The 14,750-nt window shown below is 66.8% G+C and carries 13 protein-coding genes; 12 read left to right on the forward strand and 1 reads right to left on the reverse strand.

Going from position 1 to position 14,750, the window contains the following annotated elements:
• The first annotated feature begins 36 nt into the window (after positions 1 to 36).
• The 8 genes from leuB to accD all read left to right on the forward strand — a co-directional run bounded on the left by leuB (position 37) and on the right by accD (position 9,987).
• On the forward strand, positions 37 to 1,125 hold the full coding sequence (gene leuB / locus QFZ42_RS18015; protein ID WP_307702267.1) for a 3-isopropylmalate dehydrogenase: 1,089 nt from the start codon (positions 37 to 39) through the stop codon (positions 1,123 to 1,125).
• A gap of 92 nt (positions 1,126 to 1,217) precedes the next feature.
• A complete protein-coding gene (gene asd / locus QFZ42_RS18020) occupies positions 1,218 to 2,360 on the forward strand; it encodes an aspartate-semialdehyde dehydrogenase (protein ID WP_307702268.1) in 1,143 nt (380 codons plus the stop codon).
• A gap of 261 nt (positions 2,361 to 2,621) precedes the next feature.
• Complete coding sequence (locus QFZ42_RS18025; protein ID WP_444875727.1) at positions 2,622 to 5,342, forward strand: FimV/HubP family polar landmark protein; 2,721 nt, start codon at positions 2,622 to 2,624, stop codon at positions 5,340 to 5,342.
• Positions 5,343 to 5,372: 30 nt separating this feature from the next.
• Entirely contained in the window at positions 5,373 to 6,185 is an 813-nt protein-coding gene (gene truA / locus QFZ42_RS18030) for a tRNA pseudouridine(38-40) synthase TruA (protein WP_307702270.1), read from the forward strand.
• Positions 6,182 to 6,877 carry a phosphoribosylanthranilate isomerase gene (locus QFZ42_RS18035; protein WP_307702271.1) on the forward strand — a complete coding sequence of 232 codons (696 nt, stop codon included), beginning with the start codon at positions 6,182 to 6,184 and terminating at the stop codon, positions 6,875 to 6,877. The genes truA and QFZ42_RS18035 overlap by 4 nt, the downstream gene beginning before the upstream one ends.
• A 48-nt stretch (positions 6,878 to 6,925) precedes the next feature.
• The gene (trpB, locus tag QFZ42_RS18040) at positions 6,926 to 8,203 is read left to right on the forward strand and encodes a tryptophan synthase subunit beta (protein ID WP_307702272.1); all 1,278 of its coding nucleotides are present in this window, start codon (positions 6,926 to 6,928) and stop codon (positions 8,201 to 8,203) included.
• Positions 8,203 to 9,048 carry a tryptophan synthase subunit alpha gene (trpA, locus tag QFZ42_RS18045; RefSeq protein ID WP_307702273.1) on the forward strand — a complete coding sequence of 282 codons (846 nt, stop codon included), beginning with the start codon at positions 8,203 to 8,205 and terminating at the stop codon, positions 9,046 to 9,048. The genes trpB and trpA overlap by 1 nt, the downstream gene beginning before the upstream one ends.
• Positions 9,049 to 9,114: 66 nt before the next feature.
• A complete protein-coding gene (gene accD, locus QFZ42_RS18050) occupies positions 9,115 to 9,987 on the forward strand; it encodes an acetyl-CoA carboxylase, carboxyltransferase subunit beta (protein WP_126745767.1) in 873 nt (290 codons plus the stop codon).
• A gap of 21 nt (positions 9,988 to 10,008) precedes the next feature.
• Here accD and QFZ42_RS18055 read toward each other — a convergent pair whose 3' ends face one another.
• Positions 10,009 to 10,566, reverse strand: a complete 558-nt coding sequence (locus QFZ42_RS18055) for a YggT family protein (RefSeq protein WP_307702274.1) — start codon at positions 10,564 to 10,566, stop codon at positions 10,009 to 10,011.
• A gap of 49 nt (positions 10,567 to 10,615) precedes the next feature.
• Between QFZ42_RS18055 and QFZ42_RS18060 the strand changes: the two genes are divergently transcribed.
• From QFZ42_RS18060 to QFZ42_RS18075, 4 genes are all read left to right on the forward strand, one after another.
• On the forward strand, positions 10,616 to 11,263 hold the full coding sequence (locus tag QFZ42_RS18060) for an LON peptidase substrate-binding domain-containing protein (RefSeq protein ID WP_307702275.1): 648 nt from the start codon (positions 10,616 to 10,618) through the stop codon (positions 11,261 to 11,263).
• Between the two features lie 123 nt (positions 11,264 to 11,386).
• Entirely contained in the window at positions 11,387 to 12,949 is a 1,563-nt protein-coding gene (gene lysS, locus QFZ42_RS18065; protein WP_307702276.1) for a lysine--tRNA ligase, read from the forward strand.
• Positions 12,946 to 14,214, forward strand: coding sequence for an Hsp70 family protein (locus tag QFZ42_RS18070; protein ID WP_373423347.1), 1,269 nt, complete (start codon positions 12,946 to 12,948; stop codon positions 14,212 to 14,214). Before lysS ends, QFZ42_RS18070 begins: the two co-directional genes overlap by 4 nt.
• On the forward strand, positions 14,211 to 14,750 hold the full coding sequence (locus tag QFZ42_RS18075; RefSeq protein WP_307702278.1) for a M48 metallopeptidase family protein: 540 nt from the start codon (positions 14,211 to 14,213) through the stop codon (positions 14,748 to 14,750). Before QFZ42_RS18070 ends, QFZ42_RS18075 begins: the two co-directional genes overlap by 4 nt.

Here is a 14,750-nt window from a genome sequence, read left to right on the forward strand (position 1 = left end):
TTCGCATTTTCCGTATTCAAATTCTCAGACCCCATCATGAAAATTGCAGTTCTCCCAGGTGACGGCATCGGCACCGAAATCGTGGCCGAGGCCATTCGCGTGCTCGACGCACTCGACCTCTCGTTCGAAATGGAAACCGCGCTGGTCGGCGGTGCGGCCTACGAAGCCCACGGCCATCCGTTGCCGGAATCGACGCTGAAGCTGGCGAAGGAGTCCGACGCGGTGCTGTTCGGCGCCGTCGGCGACTGGAAGTACGACAAGCTCGACCGTCCGCTGCGTCCCGAGCAGGCCATCCTGGGCCTGCGCAAGAACCTCGGACTGTTCGCGAACTTCCGCCCGGCCATCTGCTACGAGCAGCTGGTGGACGCGTCGAGCCTGAAGCCCGAACTCATCGCGGGCCTGGACATCCTCATCATTCGCGAGCTGACCGGCGACATCTACTTCGGCCAGCCGCGCGGCCGCCGCACGGCGGTGGACGGTCACTTTCCGGGCGCCGAAGAAGCTTTCGACACCATGCGCTATTCGCGCCCCGAGGTCGAGCGCATCGCCCGCGTGGCGTTCGAAGCGGCACGCAAGCGCAACAAGCGCGTGACCAGCGTCGACAAGGCCAACGTGCTGGAGACCTTCCAGTTCTGGAAGGACATCGTGACCGAGGTGCACAAGGACTATCCGGACATCGAGCTCGACCACATGTACGTCGACAACGCAGCCATGCAGCTCGTGAAGGCGCCCAAGAAATTCGACGTGATCGTCACCGGCAACATGTTCGGCGACATCCTGTCGGACGAGGCGGCGATGCTTACCGGATCCATCGGCATGCTGCCGTCGGCCTCGCTCAATTCGAGCAACCAGGGCCTGTATGAACCCAGCCACGGCAGCGCGCCCGACATTGCCGGCAAAGGGGTTGCCAATCCATTGGCTACAATACTGTCCGCTGCCATGATGCTCCGCTTTTCACTCAACCAAGCCGAAGCTGCCGACCGTATCGAGTCGGCGGTCAAGCATGTGCTCGCCTCCGGGCTGCGCACGGGTGACATCTGGTCAGAAGGTACGAAGCGCGTCGGGACCCGTGAGATGGGCGACGCGGTCGTTGCAGCAATCACCAAAAAGACGATTACCGGCTAACCGCAGCCCGCTTCGTCACGCCCCTCCCCGGCTCGACGAGTCGGGGGCAAGAAAAGACAACTTTTTTCTTTCTTTTAATAGGGCAAACTGAAATGGCGAACGCATCTCAACCTCTGGTCGGCCTCGTAGGCTGGCGCGGCATGGTCGGCTCGGTCCTGATGGACCGCATGCAGGCCGAAGGCGATTTCGGGCTCATCGAGCCGCTGTTCTTCTCGACCTCCAACGCCGGCGGCAAGGCCCCGGCCATGGCGAAGAACGAAACCGCGCTGAAGGATGCGAACGACATCGACGCACTGAAGAAGTGCGACATCATCATCACCTGCCAGGGCGGCGACTACACCAGCGAGGTATTCCCCAAGCTGCGCGCCGCCGGCTGGAGCGGCCACTGGATCGACGCCGCCTCCACCCTGCGCATGCAGGACGATGCGGTCATCGTGCTCGATCCGGTCAACCTGCCGGTGATCCAGAACGCGCTCGCCAAGGGCGGCAAGAACTGGATCGGCGGCAACTGCACCGTGAGCTGCATGCTCATGGGCGTGGGCGCCCTCTACAAGGCCGGCCTGGTCGAGTGGATGACCAGCATGACCTACCAGGCCGCTTCGGGCGGCGGTGCGCAGCACATGCGCGAACTGCTGACGCAATTCGGCACCCTCAACACCGAGGTGCGCGCGTTGCTCGACGACCCCAAGTCCGCCATTCTTGAAATTGACCGCAAGGTGCTGCACAAGCAGCAGAACCTGAGCGCGGCCGAAACGGCCAACTTCGGTGCTCCGCTCGGTGGTTCGCTGATCCCCTGGATCGACAAGGACCTGGGCGACGGCATGTCCAAGGAAGAGTGGAAGGCCGGCGCCGAAACCAACAAGATCCTCGGCCAAGGCGCGGGCTTCGGCACCGCCGCCGTGCCGGTCGACGGCTTCTGCGTGCGCGTTGGCGCGATGCGCTGCCACAGCCAGGCGCTGACCTTCAAGCTCAAGAAGGACGTGCCGCTCGCCGACATCGAGGCCATGATCGCCGCGGACAACCCCTGGGCGAAGGTGGTGCCGAACACCCGCGAGGCCACCCTCAAGGATCTGACGCCTGTGACCGTGACAGGTACCATGAACATCCCCGTGGGCCGCATTCGCAAGCTTGCGATGGGCCCCGAATACGTCGGCGCCTTCACCATCGGCGACCAGCTGTTGTGGGGCGCTGCCGAACCGCTGCGCCGCACGCTGCGCATCTTGCTCGAGGCTTGATTGGGGGCGCAGCGGCTCACCACAAGCCCGAAATGTTGCCTTATGGCAACAGAAGATGTGTGCGTAAGTATGCGCGCACTGGGTAGAACAGGCGCACCGCCTTGTCAGTACCCGGTGTTGGTGCTAACGTCCTCTTACAATTTCTGGGCCTGAGCCGCCCCTATCAGCATGACAAGACATCTGTTGCCCGCGGCCCGCCCATCGGCCGCTCGCCCCTCTCTGCCCTTGAAAGGTCTTCGCCTTTCCGTTCTAGGTGCCGCCATGGCGGTGGCCCTGGGCGTTGCAAGCACCGATGCCAGCGCCTTTGCGCTGGGCCAGTTGAAGGTGCAGTCGGCACTGGGCGAGCCGCTTCGCGCTGAAATCGACGTGACTGAAATGGCGGCCGCGGAAGCGGAAAGCCTGAAGATCAACGTCGCCAGCGCCGACGCCTTCAAGAACGCGGGCGTTCCGTACAACGCCGCATTGAGCGACGTCAAGGCCACGCTGCAACGCCGCGCCGGCGGCCAATACGTCGTGCGGTTGACCGGCACGCGTCCGCTCAACGACCCGTTCGTCGACCTACTGCTCGAAGCCAACGGTTCCTCCGGCCGCATGGTGCGCGACTACACGGTGCTGCTCGATCCGCCCGTGACCCGCCAGGCGGCGCCGAGCGCGCCAGTTGCCCCCTCTTCGCCGCAGATCAGCACGCCGCCCGCAGAGCGTTCGGGCGCAGCTGCGGCACGCGCAGCACGCCGCGAGCGAGCGCCCGTTGCACCGGTTACCGCGCCAGCAGCACCGGCGCCTGCTTCGGCAGCACCGCAAGCACCCAGCGCTGCGGCCCCGGCTCGCCCGGCCGGTGGCGGCGAGCAAGTCACCGTGCAGCGCGGCGACACCGCCGGCAAGATCGCCAGCGCCCACAAGGCGGCCGACATCTCGCTCGACCAGATGCTGGTGGCGCTCCTGCTTGCCAACCCCGATGCCTTCATCGGCGGCAACATCAACCGCATGAAGGCCGGTGCCGTGCTCGATCTGCCGAGCGCCGCCGAAGCCGGTGCCGTTCCGACCGCGGAAGCACGGCGCACCATCACCGCGCAAAGCCGCGACTTCGGCGCCTACCGCCAACGCCTCGCCGAGAACGCGCCCACCGCGAACGTGGCCGCCGCTGGCCGCAACGCCTCAGGCAAGGTGCAGGCCAATGTCGAAGACCGCAACGCCGCGGCGAGCGTACCCGACAAGCTGACGATTTCGCAAGGCAGCGCCGCCACCCGGGCCGCCGACGAAAAGGTCGCGCAGACCCGCCAGGCGCAGGAGAGCAACAACCGCGTTGCCGAGCTGTCGAAGAACATCAACGAACTGGCCAAGCTCAAGTCGGCCACCGGTTCGGCAGCACCGGCCGCCGCTCCAGCCCCGGCGCCGGCAGCGCCTGGCATTCCGGTTCCCAACCCGGGCGTGGCAGCCACGGCATCGCCAGCGGCGACCAGCCCGGCACCGGCCGCGCCCGCCACGGCTGCGGCGCCCGCTGCTGCTCCAGTGACAACCGCCACACCTGCCGCTCCAGCTGCAACGCCTGCAGCAACGCCCACCGCTACGGCGCCGGCAGACACAACGGCACCCGCGGCACCGGTCACGCCGGCAGCAGCCCCCACCGCCGCAGCGCCTGACGCCGCGGCGTCGGCCGAAACCATGCCGGGCGCTCCGGCAGCGGCAGCGAGTGCAGCGGCTCCCGCACCGGCGCCCAAGCCAGTCGTCAAGGCGGCCCCACCGCCCCCGGTCGAGCGCAGCTTCTTCGACGAATTGATGGACAACCCGCTGATGCTGGCCGGCGCGGCGCTGATCGCCCTGCTGATCGGCTTCCTGCTGTACCGCGTGCTGGGCCGCCGGCGCGAGGAAATGAGCGAAAGCGTGTTCCTCGAAAGCCGCATTCCGAAAGACTCGTTCTTCGGCGCCAGCGGCGGTGAATCGGTCGACACCAAGCACCGCGGCGATTCCACCGTCTCGTCGCTGTCGTACTCGCCGAGCCAGCTCGACGCGGGCGATGTCGACCCGGTCGCCGAAGCCGACGTGTACCTGGCCTATGGCCGCGACCTGCAGGCCGAGGAAATCCTCCGCGAAGCGCTGCGCGTGAATCCAGACCGCACGGCCATTCACCTCAAGCTGCTCGAAATTCACGCCAAGCGCCGCGACGTCCGCGCCTATGAAGGCCTCGCGACCGAAGTGCACAAGCTGACCAACGGCGCCGGCTCCGACTGGAACCGCGTGGTCGACATGGGCAAGGACCTCGATCCGGGCAATCCGCTGTACGAATCGGGCACCGCCCGCGGCGGCGTGAGCCAGGCCGAAAGCGCCGCCTTTGCAGGCGCGCTGGCCACGGCAGCCAAGCCCGTTGCCGCGGTTCCCCCGGCGGCAGCGCCCGCCCCCGTGGCGGTTGCGGCAGCCGCGCCGGCCTTCATGCCCTCGGTCGCCCCGCTGGACTTCGACCTCGACCTGAGCCAGCCGGCAGCACTCGCGACGAGCCCCGCGCCGGTGAGCGCCAGCCTGCCGAAGACTGCCTACGCGCCCGCAGCGGCCGCGCCCCTCTCCAACGGCCATGCGCATGCACCGGCGCCGGTCGACCTGGAAAACGACTTCGACACCGCCCCCGGAGCGCTGGCGCCGATCACTCGCCCCTCGGCGCTGAACGAAGCCGACGACAACACCCGCCCGGCCGTGCTGCGCGGCGGTCTTCCGGCGGACTCGGGCTTCATCGAATTCGACATGAGCGCGCTGGCCGGCCTTCCCAGCCGCCCGACCGCCGGCACCGCCGAAGCAACGAGGCCGGCTGCGGCCATGCCGGAAGAAGACGACGGCGACGACAGCCCCCATGCGGTCAAGCTGTCGCTGGCTCGCGAACTGCAGGCCATCGGCGACGTCGAAGGCGCCCGCTCGCTGGTCGAGGAAGTCGAGGCTGAAAGCGCTGGCGACCTCAAGTCCGAGGCCAGGCAACTGCTCGCCGAGCTGCGCTGAGCGGGGCTCGTTCCCCGACTTTTCGAATTCGTGAGGCTGGCGCTCGGCATCCGCTACAACGGCCAGGCGTACGAGGGCTGGCAAAGCCAGCGCTCGGGCCGCACGGTGCAGGACAAGCTGGAAGCCGCGCTTGCCAAGTTCGCTGCGCAGCCCATCGGCACGCTGTGCGCCGGCCGCACCGATGCCGGCGTGCATGCGCTGATGCAGGTGGTGCACTTCGACACCGACGTCGAACGCGAACCCTTTTCCTGGATGCGCGGCACCAACCGCTACCTGCCCGACGACATCGCCGTGCAGTGGGCGCAGCCGGTGCCCGACGAATTCCATTGCCGCGCCAGCGCGCTGGCCCGCCGCTACCTCTACGTACTGTCGCAATCGCCCGTGCGGCCCAGCCTCGATTCGGGCCGGGTCGGCTGGTCGATGCACGCGCTCGACGGCGATGCGATGCGCGCCGCGGCCGCCCTGCTGGTGGGCCGCCACGACTTCAGCTCTTTTCGCGCCTCGGCCTGCCAGGCACGCTCGCCGGTCAAGGACTTGCGGCGCATCGAGATCACGCGCGTCGGCAGCGGCGACCGCTGCCGCTGGCATTTCGAGTTCGAGGCTGACGCCTTCCTGCACCACATGATCCGCAACCTGATGGGTTGCCTGGTGCGCATCGGGCGCGGCGACGAGCGGCCCGAATGGATCGCCGAGGTGCTCGAGGCGCGCAGCCGCAAGGTGGCTGCGCCCACCTTCTCCGCCGACGGGCTGTACTTTCTCGGGCCTTTGTACGACGCCAAGTGGGGTCTGCCGGCCGAGGCCACGCTGCAGGGCGGCGGCGCTCCTTATGATGGGCCGCCATGACTGCCGCTCCCCGCACCCGAATCAAGATCTGCGGCCTCACGCGCGAGGCCGACGTGGATGCCGCGGTCGAGGCCGGCGCCGATGCGGTGGGGTTCGTGCTTTACGCCGCGAGCCCGCGCGCCGTCACGGCCGAGCGCGCCGCCGAGCTGGCGTCGCGCCTGCCGCCCTTCATCACGCCGGTGCTGCTGTTCGTCAACGAGGATGCTCCGAAAGTCATAGCTTCGCTTGCCCGGGTGAAGGGCGCCATCGCTCAATTTCACGGCGACGAAACGCCGCAGCAATGCGAAGAAGCCTGCCGTCTGGGCCGTTTCCGCTACATGCGCGCCGCCCGTATTCCGCTCGGGGCTGCCGGAGCGGGCTTCGACCTCGTAAAATACGCGTCCGATTACTCCCACGCCCAGGCCATCCTGCTCGACGCCCATGTCGAAGGTTTTGGCGGTGGCGGCAAGGCATTCGATTGGTCACTTCTTCCACCCGCCGTCGACGCTCACCTCGTCTTGAGTGGTGGGCTCACACCTGCAAACGTGAGCGATGGCATTCGCATCCTGCGGACACGCTGCAAGACGCTGTCCGTTGATGTGAGCTCGGGCGTCGAAATCGATGGCCCGGGAAACAAGGGCCTGAAGGATGCCGGAAAGATCCGGCAGTTCGTCGCCGCCGTCAGGGCCGCCGACGCCTCCTTCTCCAGCTAGCCGCCGCACCCGATCGTGATTCGGGCTGCGGCCCAACGATCGAGAACCATGCAAGACAATTATCAGCAACCCGACGCCACCGGCCACTTCGGCAAGTACGGCGGCACCTTCGCGAGCGAAACGCTCACCCATGCGATCAACGAGCTGCGCGATGCATACGCCAAGTTCAAGGACGATCCGGCGTTTCTCGCCGAGTTCCACTACGAGCTGAAGCACTTCGTCGGCCGGCCCTCGCCGGTCTACCACGCCGCGCGCACCAGCCGCGAGATGGGCGGCGCCCAGATCTACCTGAAGCGCGAAGACTTGAATCACACCGGGGCGCACAAGATCAACAACGTGATCGGCCAGGCGATGCTCGCGCGCCGCATGGGCAAGCCCCGCGTGATCGCCGAAACCGGCGCCGGCCAGCACGGCGTGGCCACCGCCACCATCTGCGCACGCTACGGCCTCGAATGCGTGGTCTACATGGGCAGCCAGGACGTGAAGCGCCAGAGCCCGAACGTCTACCGCATGAACCTGCTCGGCGCCACGGTGGTGCCGGTGGAATCGGGCAGCAAGACGCTGAAGGACGCGCTCAACGAGGCCATGCGCGACTGGGTGACCAACGTGGAAAACACCTTCTACATCATCGGCACCGTGGCCGGCCCGCACCCGTACCCGACGATGGTGCGCGACTTCCAGAGCGTGATCGGCACCGAGTGCATCGACCAGATGCCCGCCATGCTCGCGGCGCAAGGCATCACCGGCGAGGCCGAAGGCCGGCAGCCCGACGTGGTGGTGGCCTGCGTGGGCGGCGGCAGCAACGCGATGGGCATCTTCCACCCCTACATTCCGTTCGCGGGCACGCGCCTGATCGGCGTTGAGGCCGCGGGTGAAGGGCTCGACAGCGGCAAGCACTCGGCGTCGATCCTGCGCGGCAGTCCGGGTGTGCTGCACGGCAACCGCACCTACCTGCTGCAGAACGAAGACGGCCAGATCACCGAAACCCACAGCATCAGCGCCGGACTCGACTACCCGGGCGTGGGACCCGAGCATGCGCACCTGGCCGACATCGGCCGCGCGGAGTACGTCGGCATCACCGATGCCGAGGCGCTCGAAGCCTTTCACTACCTGTGCCGCACCGAAGGCATCATCCCGGCCCTCGAATCGAGCCACGCGATGGCCTATGCGATGAAACTCGCGAAGACCATGCGGCCGGACCAGTCGATCCTGGTGAACCTCTCGGGCCGCGGCGACAAGGACATCGGCACCGTGGCCGACCTGTCGGGCGTCGACTTCTACGACCGGCCCTCGATGCGCGGCCTCAGTGTGAAGGGAGGCAAGTGATGAGCCGCATTGCCGCCACCTTCGACGCGCTGAAGAAAGACGGTCGCCGCGCGCTCATTCCTTACGTGACGGCCGGTTTTCCCTACGCCGACATCACGCCCGAACTGATGCACGGCATGGTCGAAGCGGGTGCCGACGTGATCGAGCTCGGGGTGCCCTTCTCCGACCCCATGGCCGACGGCCCCGTGATCCAGAAAGCCGGTGAAGTCGCGTTGGCCCTGGGCGTCGGCATGAAGCAAGTGCTCGCCATCGTGGCCACCTTCCGACAGAAGGACGCGACCACGCCCGTGGTGCTGATGGGCTACGCCAATCCGGTCGAGCGCTACGACCTGGTGCACGGCAAGAAGGCCTTCATCCGCGACGCATCGGCCGCCGGCGTCGACGGCCTCCTGGTGGTCGACTACCCGCCCGAGGAGTGCGAGGACTTCGCCGCGGAGCTCAAGGCCGCGGGCATCGACCTGATCTTCCTGCTGGCCCCCACCAGCACCAGCGAGCGCATGGCGCAGGTCGCACGCATCGCAAGCGGCTATGTCTACTACGTGTCGCTCAAGGGCGTGACGGGCGCAGGCCACCTCGACACCGAAGCGGTCGGCCAGATGATCCCGCGCATCCGCGCGCATGTGAGCATCCCGGTCGGCGTGGGCTTCGGCATCCGCGACGCGCGCACGGCGCAGGCCGTGGGTTCGGCGGCGGATGCGGTCGTGATCGGCACGAAGATCATCCAGCTGATCGACGGACAGCCGCGCGAGAAAGTCGTGCCGGCGGTGCGCGAATTTCTCGCTGGCATCCGCGAGGCGCTGGACGCCCTGCCGGCGGCTACCGCCAAGAATGCGGCTGGCCGATAATCACGGCTGCCCTCACCCCCAGCCCCTCTCCCGCATGCGGGAGAGGGGAGCTAATTCCGGAGTCCTATGAGCTGGCTTGAAAAACTGCTACCCGCCAAGATCGCACAAACCGACCCGTCGGAGCGCCGCCAGGTGCCCGAGGGCCTGTGGATCAAATGCCCCGCCTGCGAGACGGTGCTCTACAAGACCGATCTCGAGCACAACCAGAACGTCTGCCCGAGCTGCAGCCACCACCACCGCATCGGCGCCCGCGCACGGCTCGATGCTTTTCTCGACGCCGAAGGCCGCTATGAACTCGGCCAGGAAGTGCTTCCCGTCGACGCGCTCAAGTTCAAGGACAGCCGCCGGTACCCCGAGCGGCTCAAGGAAGCGCTCGAGAACACCGGCGAAACCGACGCGCTGGTCGTCATGGGCGGCTCGGTCCACAGCATCAGCGTGGTCGTGGCCTGCTTCGAATTCGAATTCATGGGCGGCAGCATGGGCAGCGTGGTCGGCGAGCGCTTCGTGCGCGGCGTCGAAACGGCCATCGAGCAGAAGGTGCCTTTCATCTGCTTCACCGCCACCGGCGGCGCGCGCATGCAGGAAGGCCTGCTCTCGCTGATGCAGATGGCCAAGACCAACGCGGCGCTCACGCGTCTTGCGAAGAAGGGCCTGCCCTACATCAGCGTGCTGACCGACCCCACCATGGGCGGCGTTTCGGCCGGCTTCGCCTTCGTGGGCGACGTGGTCATTGCCGAGCCCAAGGCGCTGATCGGCTTTGCCGGCCCGCGCGTGATCGAGTCGACCGTGCGCGTGACGCTGCCCGAGGGCTTTCAGCGCGCGGAGTTCCTGCAGACCAAGGGCGCGATCGACTTCATCAGCGACCGCCGCGAGCTGCGCAAGACCATTGCGAGCACGCTCGCGATGCTGCTGCGCCAGCCAGCCGACGCCGTCATCTGACAAGAATCCTGCCGGAGGGCCTCAGCCCAGCCGGTAGGCCCAGACCAGCAGGTTGCCCAGCACGATGGCAATCACCTGCAGCACCACGATGGCGGCCAGGGGCGACAGGTCCACGCCGCCAATCAGCGGAATGAAGCGCCTGAACGGCCGCACCAGCGGCTCCGCCAGCCGCGAAATCAGGTCGAGCAGCATCGGCGACGCCCCCGGTATCCACGACAGCACGGCATAGACCACCAGCAGCGCGGTGAGGCCCGACACCGCAAGCTGCAGCAACCCCACCAGCGAGACCAGCGGCAAGGCGGCAATACGCCCCAGGTTGCCGATCAGCAGCCACAGCAGCAGGAACTTCACGATCACCAGGAGCCAGGCCGCGATCGCGCTCGCCAGGTCCCAGCGCTTGACCGACGGCACGATGCGGCGCAGCGGCAGCACGATCCAGTCGGTCATCGCGAACACGAAGCGCCCGAGCGGATTGCCGAACGGCACCCGGTGGTACTGCATGTAAAGGCGCAGCAGGCAAGCGCCGCCGAGCAGGCCGACGATCACGTCGAGAAGGAACGAGGGGATCTGGTAGAGCATGGGGCAGGGTCGTGAGCGGAATGCGATGATAGCCATGCAAGGTTCTTCGATGACGACACAGCCCCTTCTGCATTCACTGCCATTGTTCCCGCTCGGTACGGTTCTGTTCCCCGGCGGCGTGCTTCCCCTGCGTATTTTCGAGGTACGTTATCTCGACATGGTCGGCAAATGCCGCAAGGCCGATGCGCCGTTCGGCGTGGTCAGCCTCACGAGCGGCAGCGAGGTGCGCAAGGCCGGCGCCGACGCGGAAAGCTTTGCGGCCATCGGCACGCTGGCCGTCATCCGTGAATTCGATTCGCCGCAAAGCGGCCTGCTCCAGATCGAATGCATCGGCACACAGCGTTTCCGGGTTCGCCATACCGAGCTGCAGAAATACGGTTTGTGGGTGGCCGAAGTGGAAGCCGTGCCCGCGGACACCGCGCTCGAAATTCCCGACGATCTCCAGCACACGGCCACGGCGCTCCGGCGCCTGGTCGACACGCTCGAAGAACGCCGCCGCGCGCAGGGCGCGGAAGCCGTGCGCCTGCCCATCGGCGAGCCCTATGAGTTCAACGATTGCGGCTGGGTCGCCAACCGCTGGTGCGAACTGGTGCCCATGCAGCTCGAACTGCGGCAACGGCTCATGGCGCTCGACAGTCCGCTGATGCGGCTCGAACTGGTCAGCGATCTGCTGGCACGTGCGGGTATCGCTGAATAAGTCGCTAGCTTTTTCATAGCGTATCGCACAGGATTGACGGGCGTCGAGCGCCGGTCCCGCTCGAACCCGATCGGCTAAAATGGCGGGTTGCGCATGCTCCCGTTGCGCCCTCCTCCGCTCTCCATGTCCGACCACCTGATTCCTTCCATTCCCACGTCCGCCGCGGCTCCGGCCCCCGCGCCTGCCGTCGACGACAACCAGCTCATCGCCGAACGCCGTGAAAAGCTCAAGCTGATGCGCACTGCGCAGGCCGAAGGCAAGGGCGTCGCGTTCCCGAACGACTTCAAGCCGGGACACCGTGCGGCCGCGCTGGTCGAGGCGCACGGCGCCACCGATGCCGAAGCACTCGAAGCAAAGGCCGTTTCGGTGAGCGTGGCGGGCCGCATGATGCTCAAGCGCGTGATGGGCAAAGCCAGCTTCGCGACGGTGCAGGACGCCACGAGCCGCATCCAGCTCTACGTGACGCGCGACGCCATCGGTGAAGAGGCGTATGCCGAATTCAAGCGCTGGGACCTGGGCGACATCGTCGGCGCCGAAGGCACGTTGATGAAGACCAAGACCGGTGAACTGTCGGTCAAGGTATCGAAGCTGCGCCTGCTCACCAAGAGCCTGCGCCCGCTGCCCGACAAGTTCCACGGCATGGCCGACCAGGAACAGAAGTACCGCCAGCGCTATGTCGACCTGATCACCGACGAATCCGCGCGCGTGCGCTTCACCGCGCGCAGCAAGGCCGTGAGCGCGCTGCGCGAGTTCATGGTGGCCAACGACTTCCTCGAAGTCGAAACGCCGATGCTGCACCCGATTCCCGGCGGTGCGAATGCCAAGCCGTTCAAGACGCACCACAACGCGCTCGACCAGGAGATGTTCCTGCGCATCGCGCCCGAGCTGTACCTCAAGCGCCTGATCGTCGGCGGCTTCGAGCGCGTGTTCGAAATCAACCGGAGCTACCGCAACGAGGGCATCTCGGTGCGGCACAACCCCGAGTTCACCATGATGGAGTTCTACGCGGCCTACTGGAACTACCGCGACCTGATGGACTTCACCGAGACGCTGATCCGCACCATTGCCGACAAGGCCGTGGGCACGCAGCAACTCACCTACGGCGGCAAGCCGGTCGACCTGACGCAGCCCTTCGAGCGCCTGACGATCCGCGAAGCCATCCTCAAGCACACCGAAGCCGGCGGCAACGTGGACGACACCGCCTGGCTCATCAACGCGCTGCGCAAGATCGGCCTCAGCGAAGAAAAAGACAAGCTCTCGCAGCGCAGCCTCGCGAGCCTGCAGGTGATGTACTTCGAGGAAACCGTCGAAGAGAAGCTCTGGCAGCCGACCTTCATCATGGAGCACCCGACCGAGATCTCGCCGCTGGCACGCGCCAACGACGAGCGCCCTGAGGTCACCGAGCGCTTCGAGCTCTACATCACGGGCCGCGAGTTCGGCAACGGCTTCAGCGAGCTCAACGACGCCGAAGACCAGGCCGCGCGCTTCAACGCGCAGGTGGCCGCCAAGGACAGCGGCGACGACGAAGCCATGTTCTACGACCACGACTTCGTCCGCGCGCTGGAATACGGCATGCCGCCCACCGGCGGCTGCGGCATCGGCATCGACCGGCTGATGATGCTGCTGACCGATTCGCCGAGCATCCGCGACGTGATCCTGTTCCCGGCGCTGCGCAGGGAATCTTGAGCGTGAAGTTACCGTCGTCGCTGCCGACGATCGGCATCGACTTCGGCACCTCCAACTCCGCCGTGGCCTGCCGGGTCGACGGCGTGGCCCGCCTGCTGCCCATCGAGGGCACGGCCACCACGTTGCCGACCGCGATCTTCTTCAACGCGGAAGACCGCACCACGCACTTCGGCCGCGATGCCGTTGCGCTCTATCTGGCGGGCGTCGAAGGCCGCCTGATGCGTTCGCTGAAGAGCCTGCTCGGTAGCGCGCTGATGCAGGAAAAAACAGCCGTCTACGACGGGCTCGTGAGCTTCGAGGACATCATCGCGCGCTTCCTGCGCGAGCTCGCCGTGCGGGCCGGCCGTGAGCTGGGCCGGGTGCCGGAGCGCGTCGTCATCGGCCGGCCGGTTCATTTCGTCGACGACGACTCCAGGCGCGACGAACGCGCGGAAGAAAGCCTGCGCCACGCCGCCCGCGCGGCGGGGTTTCGCGACATCGCTTTTCAGCTCGAACCGATTGCGGCCGCCTTCGACTATGAGCAGCGCATCACGAAAGAGTCGCTGGTGCTGATCGTCGACGTGGGCGGCGGCACCTCCGACTTCACGGTGGTGCGGGTCGGCCCCGATCGCGCCGCGCGCGAAGACCGCAGCGACGACGTACTGGCCACCAGCGGCGTGCACATCGGCGGCACCGACTTCGACCAGCGGCTGAACCTCGACCGCGTCATGCCGGAATTCGGCTTTCGCCACACGGGACCGCAGGGGCGCGAAGTGCCGAGCAAGGTGTTCTTCGAACTCTCGTCGTGGCACCTGATCAACTGGCTGTATGCCGCCAAGGCCGTGCGGCAGGCGAAAGACCTGCGCACGAGCTACAGCGACACGCGGCTGCACGACCGGCTGATGGCGGTGCTGGAAGAGCGCCACGGGCACCGCATCGCCAGCGAAGTGGAGCAGGCGAAGATCGACACCTCGGTGAACGATGCGCCCACCGCCATCGACCTCTCGTGCGCCGAGCCGGGGCTGGCCGCGTCGCTCTCGCCCGCCGACATGGCGCAGCAGCTCTCTCCTCTGCTCGAGAACGTGATTGCGTGCGCGCATGCGTGCGTCAAGCGCGCCGGGCTGCGAAGCGGCGATCTCGACGCCATCTACCTGACCGGTGGCTCTTCAGCCCTGCGGCCGTTCCAGCAGGCCTTGCGCAAGAGCTTCGCCGGCGTGACGCTTGTCGAAGGCGACCTGTTCGGCGGCGTGGCGACCGGGCTCGCCTGCGTGGGACCGGCTGCATGAAATATCTGGCGGGCTATCCACCCGCACTGCTGGCGCAGGTTCAGCAGCTGGTCGCGACCGACGGGCTCGCGCCGTTGCTGCGCAGCCGCTATCCCGGCCCCATGCACGAGATGCAGACGGACCGTGCGCTGTACGAGTACGCGAGCGAACTCAAGAGCGACTTCATGCGCAAGGCGCCGCCGCTGTCCAAGGTGGCGTTCGACAGCAAGCTGCATGTGATCCGCAATGCACTCGGCACGCACACCACCGTGTCACGCGTGCAGGGCAGCAAGCTCAAGACCAAGCGCGAGATTCGCGTAGCAACCCTGTTCAAGGAGGTGCCGCTCGAGTGGCTGCGCATGATCGTGGTCCATGAACTCGCGCACATGAAGGAGCGGGACCACGACAAGAGCTTCTATGCGCTCTGCGAGCACATGGAGCCCGGCTACCATCGGCTGGAATTCGATGTTCGGCTGTACCTGACGCACCTGGATTCGGGCGGCGGGCGTTTGTGGGCGAACTCGCCGGCCCCCTCGGCTGCGGGCCAGGCGACGTAA

Source organism: Variovorax paradoxus, from assembly GCF_030815855.1.
Lineage (GTDB): Bacteria > Pseudomonadota > Gammaproteobacteria > Burkholderiales > Burkholderiaceae_C > Variovorax > Variovorax paradoxus_M.